General features: G+C 33.5%; 23 protein-coding genes. 16 read left to right on the forward strand and 7 right to left on the reverse strand.

Features of this window, described 5'->3' with window-relative positions; translation table 11 throughout:
- Window positions 1-37: 37 nt before the first annotated feature.
- Entirely contained in the window at window positions 38-1,042 is a 1,005-nt protein-coding gene (gene recA, locus NAT47_RS03680; RefSeq protein ID WP_250580393.1) for a recombinase RecA, read from the reverse strand.
- Window positions 1,043-1,209: 167 nt separating this feature from the next.
- Here recA and trhO point away from each other — a divergent pair, with 167 nt between their 5' ends.
- The 9 genes from trhO to NAT47_RS03725 all read left to right on the forward strand — a co-directional run bounded on the left by trhO (window position 1,210) and on the right by NAT47_RS03725 (window position 10,834).
- Window positions 1,210-2,568 carry an oxygen-dependent tRNA uridine(34) hydroxylase TrhO gene (trhO, locus tag NAT47_RS03685; RefSeq protein ID WP_250580394.1) on the forward strand — a complete coding sequence of 453 codons (1,359 nt, stop codon included), beginning with the start codon at window positions 1,210-1,212 and terminating at the stop codon, window positions 2,566-2,568.
- Window positions 2,568-3,809 (forward strand): peptidase U32 family protein, encoded by a 1,242-nt coding sequence (locus tag NAT47_RS03690; protein WP_250580396.1) that lies wholly within the window; start codon window positions 2,568-2,570, stop codon window positions 3,807-3,809. Before trhO ends, NAT47_RS03690 begins: the two co-directional genes overlap by 1 nt.
- On the forward strand, window positions 3,809-4,039 hold the full coding sequence (locus tag NAT47_RS03695; protein WP_250580398.1) for a ferredoxin: 231 nt from the start codon (window positions 3,809-3,811) through the stop codon (window positions 4,037-4,039). Before NAT47_RS03690 ends, NAT47_RS03695 begins: the two co-directional genes overlap by 1 nt.
- A gap of 180 nt (window positions 4,040-4,219) precedes the next feature.
- Window positions 4,220-5,383 carry a PSP1 domain-containing protein gene (locus tag NAT47_RS03700; protein ID WP_250580399.1) on the forward strand — a complete coding sequence of 388 codons (1,164 nt, stop codon included), beginning with the start codon at window positions 4,220-4,222 and terminating at the stop codon, window positions 5,381-5,383.
- Window positions 5,364-5,861: a gliding motility lipoprotein GldH gene (locus NAT47_RS03705; protein ID WP_250580400.1), complete on the forward strand. Its 498-nt coding sequence runs from the start codon at window positions 5,364-5,366 to the stop codon at window positions 5,859-5,861. The genes NAT47_RS03700 and NAT47_RS03705 overlap by 20 nt, the downstream gene beginning before the upstream one ends.
- Before the next feature lies 1 nt (window position 5,862).
- Window positions 5,863-8,154, forward strand: a complete 2,292-nt coding sequence (locus NAT47_RS03710; protein WP_250580401.1) for a penicillin-binding protein 1A — start codon at window positions 5,863-5,865, stop codon at window positions 8,152-8,154.
- A gap of 18 nt (window positions 8,155-8,172) precedes the next feature.
- On the forward strand, window positions 8,173-8,874 hold the full coding sequence (locus NAT47_RS03715; protein ID WP_250580402.1) for a CoA transferase subunit A: 702 nt from the start codon (window positions 8,173-8,175) through the stop codon (window positions 8,872-8,874).
- Window positions 8,875-8,876: 2 nt separating this feature from the next.
- Window positions 8,877-9,536, forward strand: coding sequence for a CoA transferase subunit B (locus tag NAT47_RS03720; RefSeq protein ID WP_250580403.1), 660 nt, complete (start codon window positions 8,877-8,879; stop codon window positions 9,534-9,536).
- A gap of 131 nt (window positions 9,537-9,667) precedes the next feature.
- A complete protein-coding gene (locus NAT47_RS03725; RefSeq protein WP_250580405.1) occupies window positions 9,668-10,834 on the forward strand; it encodes a class I SAM-dependent rRNA methyltransferase in 1,167 nt (388 codons plus the stop codon).
- A gap of 125 nt (window positions 10,835-10,959) precedes the next feature.
- Here the strand turns inward: NAT47_RS03725 and NAT47_RS03730 are convergent, their stop codons facing one another.
- Window positions 10,960-11,310, reverse strand: coding sequence for a helix-turn-helix domain-containing protein (locus NAT47_RS03730; RefSeq protein WP_250580407.1), 351 nt, complete (start codon window positions 11,308-11,310; stop codon window positions 10,960-10,962).
- A gap of 109 nt (window positions 11,311-11,419) precedes the next feature.
- Between NAT47_RS03730 and NAT47_RS03735 the strand changes: the two genes are divergently transcribed.
- The 6 genes from NAT47_RS03735 (at window position 11,420) to NAT47_RS03760 (ending at window position 15,196) form a co-directional block, all read left to right on the forward strand.
- The gene (locus tag NAT47_RS03735) at window positions 11,420-11,752 is read left to right on the forward strand and encodes a hypothetical protein (protein WP_250580409.1); all 333 of its coding nucleotides are present in this window, start codon (window positions 11,420-11,422) and stop codon (window positions 11,750-11,752) included.
- A gap of 3 nt (window positions 11,753-11,755) precedes the next feature.
- Window positions 11,756-12,208: a hypothetical protein gene (locus NAT47_RS03740; protein ID WP_250580410.1), complete on the forward strand. Its 453-nt coding sequence runs from the start codon at window positions 11,756-11,758 to the stop codon at window positions 12,206-12,208.
- A 10-nt stretch (window positions 12,209-12,218) separates the two neighbouring features.
- Window positions 12,219-12,482 (forward strand): hypothetical protein, encoded by a 264-nt coding sequence (locus NAT47_RS03745; RefSeq protein WP_250580411.1) that lies wholly within the window; start codon window positions 12,219-12,221, stop codon window positions 12,480-12,482.
- Window positions 12,483-12,491: 9 nt separating this feature from the next.
- Window positions 12,492-12,956 carry a hypothetical protein gene (locus tag NAT47_RS03750; protein WP_250580412.1) on the forward strand — a complete coding sequence of 155 codons (465 nt, stop codon included), beginning with the start codon at window positions 12,492-12,494 and terminating at the stop codon, window positions 12,954-12,956.
- A 33-nt stretch (window positions 12,957-12,989) separates the two neighbouring features.
- Window positions 12,990-13,817, forward strand: coding sequence for a hypothetical protein (locus NAT47_RS03755; protein ID WP_250580413.1), 828 nt, complete (start codon window positions 12,990-12,992; stop codon window positions 13,815-13,817).
- A gap of 263 nt (window positions 13,818-14,080) precedes the next feature.
- Window positions 14,081-15,196 (forward strand): ATP-binding protein, encoded by a 1,116-nt coding sequence (locus NAT47_RS03760; protein ID WP_250580414.1) that lies wholly within the window; start codon window positions 14,081-14,083, stop codon window positions 15,194-15,196.
- 97 nt (window positions 15,197-15,293) lie between these two features.
- Here the strand turns inward: NAT47_RS03760 and NAT47_RS03765 are convergent, their stop codons facing one another.
- The 3 genes from NAT47_RS03765 to NAT47_RS03775 form a co-directional block, all read right to left on the reverse strand.
- Window positions 15,294-16,895 (reverse strand): fumarate hydratase, encoded by a 1,602-nt coding sequence (locus NAT47_RS03765; RefSeq protein WP_250580415.1) that lies wholly within the window; start codon window positions 16,893-16,895, stop codon window positions 15,294-15,296.
- 83 nt (window positions 16,896-16,978) lie between these two features.
- On the reverse strand, window positions 16,979-17,350 hold the full coding sequence (locus NAT47_RS03770; protein WP_250580418.1) for a hypothetical protein: 372 nt from the start codon (window positions 17,348-17,350) through the stop codon (window positions 16,979-16,981).
- 12 nt (window positions 17,351-17,362) lie between these two features.
- The gene (locus NAT47_RS03775; protein ID WP_250580422.1) at window positions 17,363-18,802 is read right to left on the reverse strand and encodes a nucleoside recognition domain-containing protein; all 1,440 of its coding nucleotides are present in this window, start codon (window positions 18,800-18,802) and stop codon (window positions 17,363-17,365) included.
- Window positions 18,803-18,945: 143 nt separating this feature from the next.
- Here NAT47_RS03775 and NAT47_RS03780 point away from each other — a divergent pair, with 143 nt between their 5' ends.
- Window positions 18,946-21,912, forward strand: coding sequence for a S8 family serine peptidase (locus NAT47_RS03780; protein ID WP_250580423.1), 2,967 nt, complete (start codon window positions 18,946-18,948; stop codon window positions 21,910-21,912).
- 46 nt (window positions 21,913-21,958) lie between these two features.
- Here NAT47_RS03780 and NAT47_RS03785 read toward each other — a convergent pair whose 3' ends face one another.
- Complete coding sequence (locus NAT47_RS03785; protein WP_250580425.1) at window positions 21,959-22,672, reverse strand: 3'-5' exonuclease; 714 nt, start codon at window positions 22,670-22,672, stop codon at window positions 21,959-21,961.
- Between the two features lie 31 nt (window positions 22,673-22,703).
- Window positions 22,704-23,870, reverse strand: a complete 1,167-nt coding sequence (locus NAT47_RS03790; protein ID WP_250580426.1) for a serine hydrolase domain-containing protein — start codon at window positions 23,868-23,870, stop codon at window positions 22,704-22,706.
- Between the last annotated feature and the right edge of the window lie 36 nt (window positions 23,871-23,906).

Consider the following 23,906-nt stretch of genomic DNA (forward strand, 5'->3'; position numbering starts at 1 on the left):
AGACCAAAAAAAATCCCGAAAAAATCGGGATAATTTGTTAACCATGGTTTTCTTTGATGGTTTCTTTTATTTTTTGTTCTAATTCATCCATCAATTCTGGATTGTCTTTAATTAACACTTTCACAGCATCTCTACCTTGACCCAACTTAGTTTCTCCATAACTAAACCAAGAGCCACTTTTCTTGATTATTTCAAATTCTACGGCTAAGTCTAAAATTTCACCTACTTTAGAAATTCCTTCTCCGTACATAACATCAAATTCAGCTGTTCTAAATGGTGGCGCTACTTTGTTCTTAACGATTTTAACTTTAGTTCGATTTCCAATTACGTTTTCGCCATCTTTAATTTGTGTCGATTTACGAATATCTATACGAACCGAAGCATAGAATTTTAATGCGTTTCCACCTGTTGTGGTTTCTGGATTTCCAAACATTACCCCAATTTTATCACGTAACTGGTTAATGAAAAATACGGTACAATTGGTTTTGTGAATGGTACCTGTTAACTTTCTCAAAGCTTGCGACATTAAACGAGCATGTAATCCCATTTTAGAATCTCCCATGTCGCCCTCAATCTCGCTTTTTGGAGTTAAAGCAGCAACCGAGTCAACAACAACGATATCAACTGCTCCTGAGCGAATTAAACTCTCGGCAATTTCTAACGCTTGTTCACCATTGTCAGGTTGCGAAATAATTAAATTGTCAATATCAACCCCTAATTTCTCAGCATAAAAACGGTCAAATGCGTGCTCAGCATCAATAAATGCTGCAATTCCACCCGCTTTTTGAGCTTCTGCAATGGCGTGTAATGTTAACGTGGTTTTACCTGACGATTCCGGTCCGTAGATTTCTATGATTCTTCCTCTTGGGTAACCATTTACTCCAAGAGCCAAATCAACACCTAATGAACCTGACGGAATAGCTTCTACTTCTTCAACAGCGCTATCACCTAATTTCATTACGGTTCCTTTTCCGTACGTTTTGTCAAGTTTGTCTAATGTTAGTTGTAAGGCTTTTAATTTTGCGTCTTTATCTGAGCTCATAATAAAATATTTTTCGTAAAAATACATTTTTTTTTATTCGATACAAAAAATGTTAATATGTTTTGATGGGCTATTAAAGATTTGATTTTTAATCAATTTTATTACCTTTGTGCCCGAATTCTTCCATTTAGAATTCATAACATAATTCTCACTTAAACGTTTATAGCATGCAACTGTACAACACCTTAAGCGCAGAAGAAAGAAAAGAGCTAATTGATTTAGCGGGTAAACAACGATTAACGTTGTCTTTCTATGCGTATGCCAAAATTGAAGACCCTAAAAAATTTCGTGATGATTTATTTCTAGCTTGGAATGCACTCGATGCACTGGGCCGTATTTACGTTGCTCACGAAGGAATTAACGCTCAAATGAGTGTGCCAGCAGAAAATTTTGAAGCTTTTCGCGAAACTTTAGAAGTATATGATTTCATGCGTGGTATTCGATTGAATGTTGCCGTAGAACAAGACGATCATTCATTTTTGAAATTAACAATCAAAGTGCGTCATAAAATTGTAGCCGATGGTTTAAATGACGAAACGTTTGATGTTACCAATAAAGGAGTTCACTTAAATGCCAAAGCTTTCAATGAAATTTTAGAAGATCCTAACACGATTGTGGTAGATTTCAGAAATCATTACGAAAGTGAAGTAGGTCATTTTAAAGGAGCTATTACTCCAGACGTAGAAACTTTTCGTGAATCGTTACCTATTATCAACGAGCAGTTAAAAGATTTCAAAGAAGATAAAAACCTAGTGATGTATTGCACCGGAGGAATTCGTTGCGAAAAAGCATCTGCGTATTTCAAACATCAAGGTTTTAAAAATGTATTTCAGCTTGAAGGTGGAATCATCAATTACGCCAAACAAATCAAAGAGGAAGGTTTGGAAAGTAAATTTATTGGTAAGAATTTCGTATTTGATAATCGTTTAGGAGAACGAATTACTGAAGATATTATTTCGCAATGTCATCAATGTGGAAAACCTTGTGATAATCACACCAACTGTGCAAACGATGGTTGTCATTTATTGTTTATTCAATGTGACGAATGTAAAGCAGCCATGGAAAATTGCTGTTCTACCGAATGTTTAGAAATGACACATTTACCATTAGCCGAACAAGTAAAATTGAGAAGCGGAAAACAAGTTGGAAATAAAGTATTCCGTAAAGGAAAATCCGAAGCGTTGAAATTTAAAAAATCAGGTGAATTGCCTGATGCTCCAATTGCAACAGTGAAACCGGTTAAAGATATTCGCCAAAAAATCAAAGTTAAAAAAGTGATTTTAGGAAAAGCTCAACATTACTACGTTAAAGCTCAAGTAGGCCTTTTTCAAATCGAAAATAACGAATTGAATGTAGGAGACAAGATATTAATTTCAGGACCTACTACTGGAAATGAGGAATTGGTTGTGGAAAAAATGTTTGTTAATGGAACGGAAGCCAATCAAGCAAAACCAGGTGATAAAGTAACTTTTGCTTTACCTTTTAGAGTGCGATTATCAGATAAATTATTTAAAATCATCAGCTAATGACAACTTCTGGAAGAATTGAATTAATGGCGCCTGCCGGAAATTTCGAATCGCTTCAAGCAGCATTAGATAATGGATGTGATTCGATTTACTTTGGTGTCGAACAATTAAATATGCGAGCTCGTGCAACAGTGAATTTCGTTTTAGACGATTTACCAGAAATTGCGCGTCGTTGCAACGAAAAAAATGTTAGAACCTATCTAACTTTAAATACGATTATCTATGATCACGATTTATCGATTGTAAAAACACTTTTAGCTAAAGCCAAAGAAGCAGGAATTACAGCGGTAATTGCCTCAGACCAGGCCGTGATTATGACAGCTCGCACGATGGGAATGGAAGTGCATATTTCTACACAATTAAATGTAACAAATATCGAAACCGTAAAATTCTACGCGATGTTTGCCGATACAATTGTATTATCTCGCGAGTTGAGTTTGCGCCAAGTGAAAAAAATCACAGAACAAATCGAAAAAGACCAAATCAAAGGGCCAAGTGGTAATTTGGTTGAAATCGAAATCTTTGGTCATGGTGCTTTGTGTATGGCAGTTTCTGGGAAATGTTATTTGAGTTTACATTCGCACAATTCCTCTGCCAATCGAGGTGCTTGCAAACAAAATTGTCGTAAAAAATATACGGTTATTGATCAAGAAAGTGGTTTTGAAATCGAACTTGACAACGAATACATGATGTCCCCAAAAGATTTATGTACCTTAGATTTTCTGGACCAAGTTATCGATTCGGGTATCAAAGTATTGAAAATTGAAGGGCGCGGAAGAGCAGCAGATTATGTAGCAACGGTTACAAAAACTTATCGTGAAGCTATCGATTCCTATTACGAAGGAACATTTACCAAAGAAAAAATCAATACTTGGATGGAAGCTTTGGCAACCGTTTACAATCGTGGTTTTTGGAGTGGTTATTATTTGGGACAAAAATTAGGTGAATGGTCAGACAATCCAGGTTCTAATGCGACTCAGAAAAAAGTTTACGTTGGGAAAGGAATGCATTATTTTCCAAAATCAAGTATAGCCGAATTCAAAATTGAAGCTTACGACATTAAAAAAGGCGATAAAATTTTAATCACAGGTCCGTCAACAGGAGCGCAAGAATTAATTTTAGAAGATTTCTTTGTTAATGATGTGACTTCTGAAAAAGCTACCAAAGGCGATAGTTGTACTTTAAAAGTGCCATTCCGCATTCGTTTATCGGACAAAATGTATAAAATTGTAGAAAACTAATGGTCATTGTTACGCTACAAAGAGACAAATGCATTGGTTGCAATTACTGTGTTGAAATGGCACCTGCACAATTTCAAATGTCCAAAAAAGACGGAAAATCAGTATTAATTAAATCAGTTGACGCCAAAGGTTTTCACACTTTAAAATCGGCTGACCATACGATTGTTGAAAATTGTGAATTAGCTGCAAAAGCTTGTCCGGTACATATTATTACCGTAAAAGAAACCTAAATTTTTGTTTTACAATACTATATGAAAACCTATTTCGTTTAACTATGAGATAGGTTTTTTCTTTTTGGCGAACTTCGATATTGATTTTTGAAAGTTTCCACAAAAAATCAATATCTTTACGCTCAAAAACATTTTAGAAACGTAGTCCAACAAACGGACAATCAACATATATTCAAAATTATGGCATGTACAAACTGTTCCACGGGTGCAAAAGATGGCACACCAAAAGGATGTAATAATAACGGGACTTGCGGCACCGATAGCTGTAACAAACTTTCGGTTTTCGATTGGTTGTCAAACATGACGTTGCCAGGTGGTCAAGAGCCATTTGATGCAGCAGAAATTCGTTTTAAAAACGGAAGAAAAGAATTTTTTAGAAATACAGAAAAGCTAACGTTAGCTATTGGAGATATCGTAGCAACCGAAGCTTCACCAGGACATGATATTGGAATTGTGACTTTGACGGGTGAATTGGTAAAAATTCAAATGAAAAAGAAAGGCGAAAATCCAGATAAGGAATTAGCTAAAATCTACAGAAAAGCATCACAACGCGATATTGATATTTGGACTGAAGCTCGAAATAAAGAAGAAATCGTTCGTATGCGAGCTCGAGAAATTGCAATCGATTTGAAATTAGAAATGAAAATTTCGGATGTAGAATTTCAAGGAGATGGTTCTAAAGCTACGTTTTATTACACAGCAAACGATCGCGTAGATTTCCGTCAATTAATCAAAGAATTTGCTCAAGAATTCAAGATTAGAATTGAAATGAAACAAGTAGGTTTCCGTCAAGAAGCCGCTCGTTTGGGAGGAATAGGTTCATGCGGAAGAGAACTTTGTTGCTCAACTTGGTTGACCGATTTTAGAAGTGTCAATACTTCAGCAGCTCGTTACCAACAATTATCATTAAATCCACAAAAATTAGCGGGACAATGTGGTAAATTAAAATGTTGTTTGAATTATGAATTGGATACGTATTTGGATGCTTTGAAAGATTTTCCAGATATGGATACCAAATTGTACACCGAAAAAGGAGATGCATACTGCCAAAAAGTAGATATTTTCAAAGAAATTATGTGGTTTGCTTATGCGAATGCTCCTGCACAATGGCTGGTATTACCTGTTTCTAAAGTAAAAGAAATCGTAGCAATCAACAAGAAAAAAGAACGCGTTGCAGCATTGGAAGATTATGTAGTAGAAAGCACTCAGGAAGTAGAGAAAAAATTCGAAAATGTAGTAGGACAAGACAGTTTAACACGTTTTGACCAACCAAAGAGAAAGAAAAATAATAAAAATAAAAAACGTAAACCTTCAAATTTTAAAAATGAACCTAAAAAAGAGTAAATTCATTGGGTTACTGATGCTAGTGATGCTTTTTTTCTCATGCGATGAAAAGCAATTTTTTAGCGAATATAAAAAGTTAGATGGTTCTTGGAAAAAATCAGATACTTTACGTTTTACATTTGAACAAAAAGATACTGTAAATCCATATCATTTGTTTTTAAATGTCAGAAACAATAATGATTATCCGTTTAGCAACATGTATTTAATTGTAACCATGAAAGAGCCTGGAAAAAAACCAACGATTAAAGTGGATACGTTAGAGTATTTGATGGCAAATCCAGATGGAACTTTGTTAGGAGAAGGTTTTTCAGATGTGAAGGAAAGCAAATTATGGTATTTAGAAAATTTCAAGTTCAAGAGGGCTGGAAAATATAATGTTGAGGTGGTTCAAGCAGTAAGAGAAACCGGAAAAGTAGATGGTGTTTCTGAGCTTAAAGGAATTACAGAATTAGGATTAAGAATTGAAAAAATAAAATAGTATGGCTAGTAACAAAGCAAATACAAACGATTTTTCAGAGTATAAAAGAAAATTTTGGCAATTATTCGCGTACGGATTTTTAGGAGTAATTTTATTATTCCTTTTTGCTTCATGGGGATTTTTTGGAAAAATGCCTTCGTTTGATGATTTAGAAAATCCAGATTCAAATGTGGCTACTGAAATTATATCTTCCGATGGAGTAGTGATTGGGAAATTCTTTAAAGAAAACAGAACGCCTGTAAAATACGAAGAATTACCACAGCACTTAGTAAAGGCATTAGTGGCTACCGAAGATGAACGTTTTTACGAACATCCAGGAATTGACGCCAAAGGAACATTACGAGCAGTTGTTCGATTAGGTAGAGATGGTGGAGCGAGTACTTTAACCCAGCAGTTGGCTAAAAACTTGTTTCATGGTGAAGGTTCAAAATTCATTTTATTCAGGGTAATTCAAAAAGTAAAAGAGTGGATCATTGCCATTCGATTGGAACGTCAATATACCAAACAAGAAATCATTGCTTTGTATTTGAATCAAGTAGATTTCGTAAATGGTGCGGTTGGAATTCGTTCAGCAGCTAAAATCTACATGAATAAAGAACCAAAAGATTTAACTATTGAAGAATCGGCTTTGTTTGTTGGGATGTTAAAAAACCCTTCGCTTTACAATCCAAATCGTAAAAAAAGAGCCAAATTAGTTTTAGACAGAAGAAATACTGTTTTAGGCCAAATGGTGAAAAACGGTGCACTTTCTGAAGCCCAGAAAGAGGAGCTTAGTAAACTCCCCATCAAATTAGATTTCAGACCCGAAAGTCATTCAGAAGGAAGTGCAACTTACTTTAGAGAATACCTAAGAGATTACATGAAAAAATGGGTTAAAGATCATTTAAAACCCGATGGAACCGAATATGATTTGTATCGTGACGGTTTAAAAATCTACACTACCATTGACTCCAAAATGCAGCAATATGCCGAGGAAGCGGTTTACGAACATCTTAAAAATGTTCAAAAAGAGTTTTTCAAAGGAATGAAAGATAAAGAAAACGCTCCTTTTGTTGATATTACTCCAGAACAAACGCAACAAATCATGAACCAAGCGATGAAAAATTCAGAGCGTTGGAGAAAAATGGATTTGAATGGAAAAACCGAAGACGAAATTATCAAATCGTTTTCAGTACCCGCAAAAATGAAGATTTTCACTTATGATGGAGAAAAAGACACTATTATGACACCTAAAGATTCCATCATTTATTATAAGCATTTCTTGCAAACGGGAATGATGGCTATGGAACCTCGAACAGGTCATATTAAAGCATGGGTAGGAGGGGTTAACTATAAATATTTCCAATACGATCACGTTGGGCAAGGAGCTAGACAAGTAGGTTCAACATTTAAACCGTTTGTGTATGCAACAGTTATGGAACAATTACAAATGTCGCCATGCGATTCAATTATCGATAGTTATTTTACCATGCCAAAAGGAAAATGGGGAATTGATGCCGATTGGTCTCCAAAAAATTCCGACGGAAATTATAGAGGAACTATCACCTTACAAAAAGCACTAGCCAATTCGGTGAATACCGTTTCAGCAAAATTGATTGATAAAGTTGGACCTCAAGCGGTAGTTGATATGGCAAAAGAATTAGGAATTACCTCTAAAATTCCTGTTCAGCCCTCCATTGCGTTAGGAGCTGTGGATATTACTGTTGAAGAAATGGTAGGCGCTATGAGTACTTTTGCTAACCAAGGAGTTTATGTAAAGCCTAATTTCATTATTAAAATTGAAGATAAGAATGGAGTAGTAATTGACCAACCAATGCCTGTTACAAAAGATGTGGTTAACAAAGATGTTGCCTATGCCGTTGTAAAATTAATGGAAGGGGTAACACAATCAGGAACTGGAGCTCGATTAAAATGGGGCGGTGGTGGATTTATCCAATACGATTATAGTTTTGGAAATCCAATTGCTGGAAAAACAGGAACATCTCAAAACAACTCAGATGGTTGGTTTATTGGAATGGTGCCTAATTTAGCTGCTGGAATTTGGGTTGGAAATGAAGATAGAGCAGCGCATTTTCGTTCTACACATATGGGACAAGGGGCTACCACAGCATTACCGATATGGGGAATCTTTATGAAAAAATGTTATGCGGATAGCGATTTAGATGTATCAAAAGAAGCATTTGAACGCCCAGAAGATTTACAAATTAAGGTGGATTGTTGGACGCCCAAAAAAGTGGTAGATACGACTGCTGTTCCAACAGACGAACCTAATATGGATGAATTCGGATTATAAATAACAACAAACCAAAATATGATATCTAGAAAAGTAAATAACGTTCAAGAAGCTTTAGAAGGAATCCAAGACGGAATGACTATTATGTTAGGAGGTTTTGGTCTTTGTGGAATTCCTGAAAATAGCATTGCAGAATTAGTTCGCAAAAATGTAACTAATTTAACTTGTATTTCTAACAATGCAGGAGTGGATGATTTCGGATTGGGATTGCTATTACAAAAACGTCAAATCAAGAAAATGATTTCTTCTTACGTGGGAGAAAATGCAGAGTTCGAACGTCAAATGTTGTCAGGTGAATTAGAAGTAGAACTAACACCACAAGGAACTTTAGCAGAAAAATGCCGTGCTGCTCAAGCAGGAATTCCAGCATTCTTCACACCAGCAGGTTATGGAACTGAAGTTGCAGAAGGAAAAGAAGTTCGTGAATTCAACGGAAAAATGCACGTTTTAGAACATGCCTATAAAGCTGATTTCTCTATCGTAAAAGCATGGAAAGGCGACGAAGCAGGTAACTTAATTTTCAAAGGAACCGCTCGTAACTTCAATGCGCCGATGGCTGGAGCCGCTAAAATTACTATCGCAGAGGTAGAAGAATTAGTACCGGCAGGAACATTAGATCCAAACGAAATTCACATTCCAGGAATTATGGTAAATCGTATTTTCCAAGGGGAGAAATTTGAGAAAAGAATTGAGCAAAGAACTGTTAGACAAAGAAGTTAATCATGGCATTAGATAAAAATCAAATCGCAAAAAGAATAGCACAAGAAGTGAAAGACGGTTACTATGTAAACTTAGGAATCGGAATCCCAACTTTAGTTGCCAATTATGTTCGCACGGATATTTCAGTTGAATTTCAATCGGAAAATGGAGTTTTAGGTATGGGACCTTTCCCTTTTGAAGGAGAAGAAGATGCGGATATCATCAACGCAGGAAAACAAACAATTACCACTTTACCAGGAGCAAGTTTTTTTGACTCAGCATTTAGTTTCGGAATGATTCGTGCGCAAAAAGTAGATTTAACGATTTTAGGAGCAATGGAAGTTTCTGAAAACGGAGATATTGCCAACTGGAAAATTCCAGGAAAAATGGTAAAAGGTATGGGTGGCGCTATGGATTTAGTAGCTTCGGCAGAAAATATTATCGTAGCCATGATGCATGTTAACAAAGCTGGAGAATCGAAAATATTGAAAAAATGTACGCTTCCTTTAACCGGTGTTGGTTGTGTGAAAAAAGTCGTAACAGAATTAGCGGTTTTAGAAATCACACCAAAAGGTTTTAAATTGTTAGAACGCGCACCAGGTGTTTCAGTAGAAGACATCATCAAAGCAACTGAAGCTGATTTAATCATTGATGGAGATATTCCTGAAATGAAAATCGATTAATATTAAATTTTAATTTCACCGCAGATTCACAGATTACAATTTTAAACATCTGTGAATCTGCTTTTTTTCAATAAAGAAACCTCCTAAAAATAAATAATAATCTGCGAATCCGCGGTAATATTTTCAAATAAATGAGCTTACCAAAAGTAATTTTAAAATCAGGCAAAGAAAAATCTATTCAACGTCGTCATCCTTGGATTTTCAGTGGTGCGGTTTATGGCGTGAGTCGCGAAATAAACGATGGCGAAATGGTGGATGTAGTCGATTCGAAAAACAATCATTTAGGAACTGGATATTTCAGCGACAAAGGAAGTATTGTAGTTCGAATTTTGACTTTCGGCGATGAAACTTTTTCTGAGAACTTTTGGAAGGACAAACTACAATCGGCTTGGTATTTACGTACCCAAATATTGGATTTTGAAGTTACCAATGCGTTCCGAGTAATTCACGGAGAAGGCGATGGAATTTCAGGATTGATTATTGATTATTATGATAAAAATTGGGTGATTCAAGCCCATTCTACCGGAGTTTTCCTTCAAATGGATAAAATCGCTGAAGCCATAAAATCCAATTTTCCAGAGTATTGCGAAACGATTTATTGCAAAAGTTCAGGAACTTTACCCAATACAGGAACTGATTATTTCTTGTTCGGAAACAAAGCAGAAGCAGTTGCAAAAGAGAACAACATTTTGTTTTCCGTTAATTGGGTTGAAGGACAAAAAACAGGTTTCTTCCTAGACCAACGAGAAAACCGTAAATTATTAGGCGAATTCTCAAAAGGCAAAAAAGTATTAAACACCTTTTGCTACACAGGCGGATTTTCACTTTACGCCATGAGTGCTGGAGCTGAATTGGTAACTTCAGTAGATATTTCTCAAAAAGCGGTGGATTTAGCAGCAAGTAATATGGAATTGAATTTTCCAAACGCCAATCACAAAGCCATTGCAGATGATGTGTTCAATTTCATGAAAGAAAACCATCAAATTTATGATGTGATTGTATTGGATCCACCCGCTTTCGCGAAAAGCATCAAAAGTAAACACACCGCAACACAAGCTTATAAACGTTTAAATATTGCCGGATTAAAAGCCTTAGCACCAAACGGAATTTTATTCACGTTTTCATGTTCTCAAGTCATTGACGATGTGTTGTTTTACAACACCGTTGCCGCAGCTGCCATAGAAACCGGAAGAAATATCCGAGTTTTACACAAATTAGAGCAAGGACCCGATCACCCAACGAATATTTATCACCCAGAAGGCCATTATTTAAAAGGATTGGTGTTGTTTGTGGAGTAGACTTGAAAGTGTTCAGTGTTCAGTTTGAAGTATTCAGTGGTTTGCGGATAGTTTGTCATTCTGAACTTGTTTCAGAATCTCTAAAACTTGAAGCTGAAACGAGTTCAGCTTGACAAAAAACATAATTATTTACCCATTAACAATTTCATCACCGCAATTTGTTCTTTTAACGATTGAATGGTTTCTTCATACTGCTGAATAAGTTTTTCAGGATACATAATATTATTATAACCGTTATTTCCTGTTGAATGGCTAATATTGAAAATTTTTTTATCATCAAACCCTAAAACTTCCATTGGTTGAACTTCTAAGATAGCACTAATTTCATTCAATCGATTAATCGTTAATTGTGTTTCTCCGGTTTCAATTTTACTATACGCACGGGTAGATAAGCCCAGTTGTTGCGCCACATATTCTTGCGTAAAATTCTTCAATTCACGAATTTGTTTGATCTTGATTTCAGGTTGTCGTATCATAATAGCAGGAATTAATAGTTCAAAATTAGAATAAATTAATCAAATTAAGAAATTTTTTTGAAAGTTTTTTTGAGGTTGTGGGGTATTTTTGTTTGAAATGTAAATTTTTATGGAAAAATGTAAAACGCTTGGTGAAGAAACTTATTTTGAATTTTCTTATTTGAATGACGAATTGAAAATAAAATATGGATTTACTGTTGAAAAACAAACAGAAGCCACCATTGATAATTCATTAATAATTGCTGTTATTAATAGAGCTAATTATTTAAAAACTCATAATAAAGTTAATTTAAGAGCAGTTGGTTATTATTCATTAACACACTGGGAAGAATGCCCTCAAACACAACATTGCCCATATGTTGCTAAACTTGTTCTAGATGTTTTTCCAAATGACACACTTGATAAAATAATTTCTAAAAATAATAATCAAAATAAAAATTAAATCATGAAAAAAAGGCAAATTTTATTTTTAACAGCTATAATTGTTTTTATTACTAGTTGTACCAAAAAAATAACTGAACCTAATCAAATAGGGGAACAGGCGTTTGAAATTCTTAAAAAGGATATTACTAAAATGGACAAGGATACCTATTCAAATTATTTACTTTCAATTAATGAAGCAAAAAATTTAGGGAATAGCGAAGAATATTTAAAAGAGATATTAGATAATCAAAATGAAATTATAGTAAAAAATAATGAAGAAAAAATAGAATGGAATAAAATTGAGTATTTAGATTTTAAATATAAAACTAAAAGCAAAGGAGTGGGAGAAACAATCAGAGGTGTTCTTGCATATAAATTTGAAACTAAAGTTTATGAAACTAAAGTTTTTGCAGTATGGATTGATGATGAATATAGAATTGTAAATATAGTAGGAATATATCCAAAGAATAATTAAAAATTATATTATGAAAAAAATTATTTCAGTTCTTGCAAAAGTTGGTTTTGTTTACTCAATTTTAAAATTATTAGGGGTTGATTTTTTGGATGAAATTAGTGATAATAGCACTGAAAATCTAACTAAATCAGAACCCTCAGAATCTATGTGGATTGATACAGATGGAGATGGCATAAATGACACTGAGTTAAGAGATATTAATAATGATGGTATTTATGGAACATTAGAAGAAGAGATTCAAGACAATAATGATAGAATAAATGGATTAAAATAAATAAACATAATGAAAGATAATAATTCATCAATTGGAAGCATTGTGCTTTCGATATTAATAGCAGTTTCTGCCATATACTATTTGTTTAAATATTTAGGCATTTATATTGCTTATGGATTAATATTGATTGGCATTGGATATTTCATATATAACCTCTACATTAAAAACTTTTCAAAAAAAACTATATACTATTTATTATTTTTTTTATTGTTAGCTTTTGGTTCATTTGGTTTGAGCATTTTATTTGATGGTTCTGGACATGAAAAAGAAATAAAGGCTTGGCAAATACAAAAAGCGGAGAGTATGGGTATGGAGGTTAAAAGCATAAGTGTTGAATATATAGGAGATGATGAATATAGGTGTGAATATGATGTTTACGACCCAGGTTCAATCTATAGTTCGCCTCAGACACTTCGAAAGACTATAATTTATAAATGGGAAAATAATGAATGTAAATTTATTAGAAATGAATAAAATTATATAGTAAATTAACAATAAACACATAGTATGAAAAAGAAATCAATAATTTCAAAAATTATTTTATTCAACTTACTTTTGATAGTTGTAGGTTGTCAAAGTTCAGCAGAAACAAAGCTTGAAGAATGTTTGAAAGTTAGCGGTTTTTTATTTAAAGGCACTCATAGATCTGGATATGATTACGGAGAAGCATTAATAGAGTTAGAAAAAGATGGAAGTTTTTGTAGAGTAGACTATTCTGCATTAGGATATGATGCTGTTGAAGATGGTAAGCTAACAAATTTTGAATTAAAAGAAAATCATTCAAATAACACTTACGAAATAATAGCTGATTGGGACACTGATGGCTCTTCAAATGCCGCAATGTTTTCTTTTGAAATAATCGATAATGAGAGACCTAATACAATAAGATGTCAAATTACAGGTGCTGGATTAACAGACGACGGTAGACCTAGTTGGGTTCATTTTTCTAATTTAACTTTGTCTCCTGAAAAATTTCTTAAAATAAAAAAAATTCTTTCTATTGATGATAAAGATTCTGTTGTTTCAACAAAGGATGTGAAATTAAATCCTGATAATAATAAAACAAAAGAAATTATAACTTCCAAAAGCAATGAGAAGAAGTTATTTGCTCAATATAAAAATTATGAATACATCGAAAATGATAGTTATACTTTTACTGATGATAATGGTAAAGAATATTATTTTACGGATATACCTGAAACCTACAACTTAATTGGAGATAATGGACCAAATAAATTATATGTTAACAAAAAATTTAAAATCCATTGGATTACTGTTGAGGGAGAATATGATTATCCGATTAACAAAATAACTAAAATTGAGCTAATAAAATAGGATAAAATCAAATATTAAATAAATTAAAAAACACCTACAAGGTTTTGGAAACCTTGCAGGAGAAAATAAAAACCCTGTTAGAGTTTTAAACTTTATCAGGGTTTATTTTATGGAATAAATTCCTAATGACTCAATGCAGAAAAGAAATCATTCCCTTTATCATCCATAATAATAAACTTCTGTAAAATAGAATTTATTGCGGTTTAAACCCTAAAAAATTATAATATTTTGTGGTTATAATCATAATTTATTATATTTGTAATATGATAACAAGAACTATAACTCAAAATTTAATAACCGATTGCGACAATAAGAAAGCTATTGTTGTTATTGGACCTAGACAAGTAGGTAAAACAACCTTAATTCAAAAAATAGTAGAAGACAAAAAAACCTTGTTTCTTAATGGAGATGATCCACAAACTAGATTACAATTAATCAATGCTAATTTTCAATTTTTGATACAAATGGTTATGGACTATGAAACCATTGTCATTGATGAAGCCCAACGTATAGAAAATATTGGTTTAACGATTAAAATGCTTGTAGATGCAAAATTAAATAAACAATTTATATTAACGGGTTCTTCTTCTCTTGATTTAGGTAATCGGATTAATGAACCATTAACGGGAAGAAAATGGGAGCATCAATTATTTCCTTTGTCGTGGAGTGAAATTAAAAATCATTATTCGTTTTCTAATGCATTTAGTAGATTAGAAGAGTTTTTAATTTATGGAATGTATCCAGAAGTAGTTACAAATTCAAATAAAAAGAAGATACTCTTACAACTTTCAGGGAGTTATTTGTACCAAGATATTTTAGAATTAGTCAATATCAAAAAACCAGATTTATTAATGAAATTGTTAAACGCCTTGGCATTACAACTAGGTAGTGAAGTTTCATACAATGAATTGGCAAAAATATTAGGCGTTGATAGAATGACAGTAATCAATTATATCGATTTGCTTGAAAAAGTATATGTTATTTTTAGACTGCATCCATTTTCAACGAATCAAAGAAACGAAATTACAGCAAAACCAAAAATCTATTTTTATGATAACGGAATACGAAATGCTATTATTGGACAATTTAATCCATTACAAAGCAGACAGGATGTAGGTGCTTTGTTTGAAAATTTCTTTATCAGCGAAAAAATAAAACAACTTAACTATAAAGGGTTTTATGGTAAAACACATTACTGGAGAAATACGCAACAAGCAGAAATTGATTTTATTGAAATAAACGAAGGAGAAATTTCTGCTTATGAAATTAAATACAATCCTAATAAAAAAGTAAATTTCACAAAATCATTCACAGAAAAATATCATCCGAAAGAAACTTTAGTGGTAAATAAAGATAATTTTTGGGAGTATTTGCAATAATTTATTTTGAAATATATTCTAAAATAAAAAACCTACAAGGTTCTAAAAACCTTGCAGGTTTGTCTATTTTCTAAATTCTAATCTCTATTTTCTTCAACTAAAGATTCATAAAGAAATCATTCCCTTTATCATCCGTAATAATAAACGCTGGGAAATCTTTTACTTCGATTTTTCTTACCGCTTCCATTCCTAATTCTGGGAAATCTACTACTTCAACCGATAAGATGTTTTCTTTCGCTAAAATCGCAGCAGGACCACCAATCGAACCTAAATAGAATCCGCCGTGTTTTTTACAAGCGTTCATGACGTCTTTGCTTCGGTTTCCTTTGGCTAACATAATCATGCTTCCGCCAGCTGCTTGGAATTCGTCTACATAAACGTCCATTCTTCCTGCAGTGGTTGGTCCAAAACTTCCTGAAGGCATTCCGTCTGGAGTTTTTGCTGGACCTGCGTAATATACTGGGTGATTTTTGAAATACTCTGGCATTGGTTTTCCAGCGTCTAATAATTCTTTGATTTTGGCATGCGCAATATCACGAGCCACAATTAAAGTTCCGTTTAATTTCAAACGCGTTTTGATTGGATATTTTGATAATTCTGCCAATACTTCTTTCATTGGTCTATTCAAATCAATTTCTACCGCTGGTTCTAAATGGGGTGCTGTTTCAGGTAAAAACTGTGCTGGATTGGTTTCCAATTGTTCTAAGAAAATTCCATCTTTCGTGATTTTTCCTTTGATATTTCTATCTGCCGAACAAGAAACTCCCATTCCTACCGGACAAGAAGCCGCGTGACGTGGCAAACGAATGACACGAACATCATGTGTTAAATATTTTCCACCAAATTGGGCTCCAATTTGACTTTCTTGACAAATGATTTGCACTCTCTTTTCCCATTCCAAATCTCGAAACGCTTGACCTGCCATGTTTCCAGAAGTTGGTAAATGGTCATAATAACCTGCTGATGCTTTTTTCACAGCTGCTAAGTTTGCTTCCGCAGAAGTTCCGCCGATAACGATAGCCAAGTGATATGGAGGACAAGCTGCTGTTCCTAAATCCATAATACGCTCACGAACAAATTCGTCTAACGATTTTTCATTTAATAACGATTTAGTTTTTTGATATAAAAACGTTTTGTTCGCCGAACCACCACCTTTTGTTAAAAATAAGAACTCATACGATGTTCCTTTTTTCGCATAAATATCAATTTGCGCAGGTAAATTAGAACCTGAGTTTTTTTCTTCAAACATCGAAATCGGAACAATTTGCGAATAACGAAGATTTTTATTTTGGTATGTATTGTAAATTCCTTTTGACAGCCATTCGCCATCATCAACTCCTGTGTACACGTTTTCACCTTTTTTAGCAACTACAATCGCAGTTCCGGTATCTTGGCAAGAAGGCAATTGACCTTCCACAGCTACAGCAGCATTTTGCAATAAATTATAAGCCACAAAACGGTCGTTGTCTGTTGCTTCTGGATCTTCAATAATGTTTCTTAATTTTTGTAAATGTGCCGAACGCAACATAAACGAAACGTCGTCCATAGCTTCTTGAGCCAATAGTTCTAATCCTTTTGGGTCAACCACTAAGATTTCTCTGTCGCCAAGTTGCTCAACTTTTACGTAATCGGAAGTTAATTTTTTGTAGTGTGTATCGTCTTTTAAAATTGGATACGGGTCTTGATATAAAAAGTCCATTGTGTGTATGTTTTGAAAGGTAAAGTTACGGATTTTTGATGGGAATGAAAAAATGAATTTTGGTTAATAGAGATATATGATTTTTATAGATTTTTATTTGACTTATTATAACAATAAACACCAACAACAAAAAACAGTAAACTGGCTAAAAATTCAAAATGAATATCTTCATCTTCAAAGAGGAAAACATCTTTTGTTTCATTAGTAATTAGATTGATTTTATCTCCAACATTTATTGAGCAACGGCCTTCTAATCTTTTACTTTGTTTCTTTTCGTTAAAGTAAAAAGTAAAATAAGCTTTGGAGATTTTAGAAGATTCGCTACACGAAATAGGTACTGAGAAAACGCTAATAATGACTTTGTTGCCAGAATTTAATATTTTATATTCTTGATATGTTTTGTAAAATGAAACAAAACTGATTAGAATCAGTAATATCGAAGTATATTTAAGCATTTTATTCATCTCCTAAAAAAACCAACTCGCCACAAAAATAGCTGTAATCACACAGATTAAATCCACTAAAAGCATCATTCCTAATGTGTAACGCGTATTTTTTACGTTGATACTTCCAAAATAAACCGCAATTACATAGAAAGTCGTTTCGGCACTACATTGAAAAATACAGCTTAATCTTCCGGTTAAAGAATCAGGTCCAAATTGCTTCATCGCATCAATCATAAATCCTCGTGAACCACCAGAACTAAAAGGGCGCAACATGGCAACAGGAAGCGAATCGGTAATTTCTTTAGCTACGCCAAGATGTGCAAATAAAAAGGAAATTCCGTTGGCAATAATTTCAAACAAGCCACTGTTTCTAAATAACGAAATCGCAACTAACATTCCCATTACGTAAGGGAAAATGGTAACTCCAGTTTTTAATCCGTTATTAGCTCCCGCTACAAAAGTGTCGAAAATGGTTGTTTTTTGTTCAACGAATTTCTTTTCTTGAACGAAAGAAAATATCAAAGTCCCACCAATGATTAGTATTAATAACAATCCCGAAAGGTTAGAAGTAAAGTAGTTTTTTCCGATTAAATCTAAACTGTTTACGTAAAATAATAATCCCACAATCGCACCAATAACTCCCATTAATGCCGCTAATAAAGAAGCGCTTTTGAAGTTGATTTTTTGTTTAATTCCAACTAAAATAAAAGCAGCAATTGTTCCAATGAACGATGTAATAATACAAGGCAACATTACATCCGCTGGATTGACAGCATTTTCCGCCGCACGGTAACCAATGATGGAGGTTGGAATTAAAGTTAAACCCGCTGCATGCAAACACATAAACATGATTTGGGCATCACTGGCTCTATCTTTGTCTGGATTTAATTCTTGTAAACTTTGCATTGCTTTTAATCCAAACGGAGTTGCAGCTGAATCCAAACCTAAAAAGTTAGCGGAAAAATTCAATGTCATGTAAGAAATCGACTCGTGGTTTCTAGGAATCGAAGGAAAAACTTTCGCAAATAATGGACTTAATTTCTTAGCTAATCTTTCTGAAGCTCCTGAAATGATAAGTAGTTCCATTATTCCGCAGAAAAAGGATAAATAAGCAATTAAAGGCAGAATTAAATCGAATAAACTACTTTTGGTCATAGGGAGTAAACCATCGGCTTTTTGTTTTCCGCTGTAGATTTTTACAGTTTGATTGTTGTAAATATAGGTAGTATCTGCATCCTTTTCATTTTTATTAATAATGAATGTTTTGTCTTCCGCTTTTTGCAAGCTATCTTGTACAAATTGAGGTACTTCTTTCAAATATTTTTCACCTATTAAAAGGGGTTCGCCTTGTTTTCCATTCAAGACATAATCAATAGAATAATATTGAGATGAAAACAATCCGAATACAATAAAAAAGATAGACGATATAAAAATTACCAACCAAAATCTACTTAAAACCATAAAGCGCTATTTTTTCGTAAATGTAATATAAATCAAATTAATTCAACAAATATTAAATTATTTCAAAGGATATTTAAAAAATTATTAGAATTAATAAATAGTTATATATTTGTAAAATGTATATAAACCAAACCTATAACAATATGAATGTTAGAAAAATACTTTTGATTTTTTCAGTTTTTTCATTTGTTTTTGCATCTGCACAAACCAAAGAAGATGTTGAGAAAATTATTAAGAATTATGATTTAAAAAAAATTAATGAATTGAGAATTTCTTTAGAAAAAAAAGAAATTCTTGAAAAAAAAGAAGCATACGAAGCTGCTGAAAGAAATGGCTGGCCTATTTTTATTAAAAAAGAAGGAGGTGGTTTCCAAGAACTAATGAAGCTAACTCCGGATGGTTATCCAATTTATTATTCCACGGATAATCAAAATGCTGCCATATCAACTCGAACAAATTACTTGAACACAGGAGGTCAGTTAGGACTAAATTTAGATGGACAAAATATGGTAGCTAGAGTTTGGGATGGTGGTACTGTTTACCGAGGACATAAAGGTTTTGGAACAACTACTAGTAGGGTTACTACAGTTGATGATCCTTCAGGAACAACTTACACTGACCATGGTACCCATGTTACAGGTACTGTTATAGCTAATAGTTGGTCAATAGCTTCAAGAAGTATTAAAGGTATGGCTTTTCAAGCTAGTGCTAGAACTTTTAACTGGACTAATGATGAATCTGAGGCTGTCTCTGAGGTTGCACTTGGGATGTTGGTTTCTAACCATTCCTATGGAGTACCATTAATTAGCAATGGGAATACTTTGCCAGCATGGTATGTGGGTTCATATGTTGATGCTTCAAGAGCATGGGATGAAATTGCTTATAATGCGCCTTATTATCTTCCTGTTTTTTCGGCTGGTAATAATGGAGGTGATGCTAATACTACACCTATTGCTCTAGGTTATGATAAGTTAGTAGGTGATAAAGTAGCAAAAAACGTATTAACAGTTGCTAATGCACAAGACGCTGCAATAAATCCTGATGGAACTTTAGCAAGTGTAGCTATAAATGGTTCAAGTAGTCAAGGGCCAACTGATGACAGACGAATAAAGCCGGATATTACTGGTAATGGTACATCAGTTAATTCATTAGGTATTAGTTCAGATACCTCTACTGCTAATATGACAGGAACTTCGATGGCATCACCGAATGTTACAGGTACTTTATTGTTGTTACAACAACATTCAAAAAATTTGACAAATAGCTTTATGAGAGCTGCAACTTTAAAAGGTTTAGTATGTCATACAGCAGATGATGCTGGGCCAGTTGGACCAGATCCTGTTTTTGGATGGGGTCTGTTAAACGCAAAAAAAGCAGCAGAAACATTGTCAAATAATGGACTTACATCTTGGGTTTCTGAGGAACAATTAATTCAAGGACAAACTTTTACTATAAATGTTGTTTCTGCTGGAGGGCCAAATAATCCGTTAGTTGCTTCTATTTCTTGGACAGATTTACCTGGCGAAGCAAACAATGGCCAAAGACTTACTCCAAATGATCCATTTAGATCTCTAATTAATGACTTAGATATCAGAGTTACAAAAGATGGATTACCTTTTTATCCATGGAGATTAGATGTAAATGATCCAACTTCTCCTGCTTTAAATAATGGTGACAATAATGTTGATAATATTGAGGTAGTTCGAATTCAAAATCCTGAAGCAGGAAATTATGTAATTACTGTAACGCACAAAGGTAATCTAGTTACAGGAAAACAAGATTTTTCTTTAGTGGTAACAGGGATTTCATCTGATATAGCTCTTATTTCAAACTCAGAAAACGTTGAGTTGTGTAGTAATCAAACAGCTACATATACTTTTAATTATAAACAATCGGGATCAGGTACTTCAACTTTTACTCCTACAGGGATTCCTGCTGGTGCTAATGTAACCATAACTCCAACGAGTTTAAATGCAAATGGTACTGTAACAATGACCATTTCAAATTTATCTTCAGTATTACCAGGGATATATAATGTTGGTATTATTGCAAATAATGGTATTGAGTCTGAAGCTAGAACTAAAGTGTTAAAAATTTATAGTTCAACTTTTGATGCATCTGTTCCTGTGTATCCATCAAATGGTTTCAGTGGTACTTCTACAATTGTAAATTTAGATTGGCAATCCAATTCAAATGTAGAAAGTCAAATAGTTCAAGTATCATTAAATCCTACTTTTTCTAGTTTTGTAGTTAATCAAACAACAACTTCAAGTAACAATATTGTATCAGGACTTAATCAGGATACGGTATATTATTGGAGAGTAATACCTTCAAACCGATGTGGTGCAGCTACAGCTAGTAATGTACCAGTATTCTCATTTAGAACAGGAATTGTTACATGTGGTAATATATTTACTGCTACTGATTTTTCCAATGCTATTTTACCAGATGTAGCAAATTCATCTGCGAGTGTTCCTATTGTTGTAACAGGAGGTTTAACTATTGGGGAAGTAAAAGTAAACCTTCAAATGACCCACACTTATGTTCAAGACATGACAATTACATTACAAGGGCCAGCTTCAATAGGAAGTCCTGTGATTAGATTATTAGAATCAGCATGTGGTAGTGAAGATGATATTAATTGTAAATTTGTAGATTCAGGAATCGCTCCTGCTTGTTCAAGTGTACCAGCAATAAGTGGTAATATTGCCCCAGTAGACCCTTTAAGTAGTTTAATTGGATTACCTGCAGATGGTACTTGGACTTTATTAGTAGAAGATCCATATAATGGAGATGGAGGAGTTATCACTGGCGTTTCAATAGAAATATGTGCTCTTACGGCTTCATTAGGCACTAACGATAATGTTTTAAGTTCATTACAAGTTTATCCTAATCCATCAAAAGGAGTAGTTAATATTGATTTAGCAGGAAATGTAACAGGTGATACTACATACGAATTATTTGATGTTCAAGGTAGAAAAGTGGTTACAAAAGTTTCTTCTAATACTTTTGAAACATTAAATGTAGAAAATCTATCAGATGGAATTTATATGTTAAGTATCCAAAATGGAAATGCAAAAACAACTAAAAAGGTTGTGATTAACAAATAATCAGTACAATATAATGTAAAAAAGGGAGCTTTTGAGCTCCCTTTTTTTATACATGAATTATTTCATCTTCGACCAACAAATCTTCGCGTCTTAATCTTAGAAAAATTTGTGCTACGGCTATTACATCCTTTTCGCAATATTTAATAATTCTATCAATATCATTTTCTACGTAATACACATGAGCGACTTCACTACCATCAATGTCGTCTTTTGGAGAGGGAATTCCAAGAACTTTTGTTAGTAATTTTAGAGAGGTAAAGTGTTTGTAATCTCCAAATTTCCATAATTCTAATGTGTCCAAATGCGGAACTTCCCATGGTTTTTTGCCAAATAAATTCAGTTTGTTTGGAAGTGCAATTCCATTGATAATCATACGTCGAGCAATGAAAGGAATATCAAATTCTTTGGCGTTATGACCACACAATAGGTGTTGGGCACCGTTAAAATGAGTTTCTAACAAATTAGAAAAATCTTGTAAAATTTTCTTTTCATCGCCCCAAAAACTAGTCACGCGAAAGTTTCGAATGTCAGCTTTGTTTACAAAATATCCCACAGAGATGGTAATGATTTTTCCGAATTCAGCCCAAATTCCAGCTCGTTCATAAAAGTCTTCTGCGGAAACTTCATCTTTTCGTTGGTACTGTGTTTTTTGTTCCCAAAGTTGTTGAGTTTCTAAATCTAATCCGCGATAACTTTGGTATTCAGGAACTGTTTCAATATCGAGAAATAGAATGTTGTTTAAATTAATTTTTTCAATCATAAGAGTAGCTATTGTTAGAATTAATGTGATATTATTTTTTCTTATTATTTTGGGCTAACATTTTATAAGTTTCTTCAACATAAATATATAAATCGTTACTATGTGGGTCTGTTTTAGTTTGAAGTCCTTTTAAATGTCCTAATCTAACAATGATTAAATCATCCTCAGGAATTACGATTACAAATTGTCCTAAATGACCGCGCATATAAAAAAGTTTCTTTCCTTTAATTTCGTGCATCCACCACCCGTAACCATATTCTGGACTTTTTTCGAAACGTGGTGTGATGCATTTTTTTACAAAAGCACTATCTAATAATTGATGCCCATTCCATTTTCCATTATTTAGATATAGTTTTCCAAAACGAGCAAAATCCCTTGCATTACTTGCAATACAGCAATAGGCTTTTTCAATTCCATCAGGAGCTTCGTCTAATTGCCAAAGCGCTTCGTTTTCTGCGCCCATAGGTTGCCAAAAGTGTTTTGAAACATAATCCGATAAATGTTCGCCAGTGGCTTTTTCTACACACATAGCTAATAATTGGGTGGCACCACTTAAATATTTAAACGACTGGCCTGGTTTTTCAATGATATCTAAATCAAGGATAATGTCTTTTAAATTATCATCAAAATAAGCTCTTGTTAAAATTGAAAAGGGACTGTAATATTCCTCTTCCCAACTTAATCCAGAAGCCATAGAAGATAAATCGCCGATAGTAACTTCCTTGGCATATTTACCTTTTAGTTCAGGAAAATAGTCGGTTACTTTTTGATCTAAACTTTTCATTTTTCCCTCCATGATAGCTTTTCCCATAGCCATAGTTACAACACTTTTTGCCATGGAAAAAGAGTTAGTTTTAGAATTCTTGTCAAATCCATCTAAATAGCTTTCATGCCAAATACTGTCGTTCTTAATGATTAAATAAGCAATGGTTTGTAATTCTTTGTGTGTTTTTTGTAGTGTTTCAGTAGCCGGAATGGTATTGTAATCATCAGCAATAGCCCAAGGTTGGGATAATCCTTTTTTAATTTCTCTGTTTGGGAATTCTTTATAGTCTTCTAAATATGCTGTTGTGTAACCTTTAAAATAAATGGTTCTTACAGCACGCAAAAGATAATCAACGTTGAAAATATATGTTAAAATAATAATGCTAACCAAAAAGATGGCAATCCATTTGAAGAATTTTACAAGAAATTTCATGAGCTATTTTTATAAGATTGTGTTATAAAAGTAGCA

Origin of the sequence: Flavobacterium fragile, from assembly GCF_023634865.1 — a bacterium.
Lineage (GTDB): Bacteria > Bacteroidota > Bacteroidia > Flavobacteriales > Flavobacteriaceae > Flavobacterium > Flavobacterium fragile.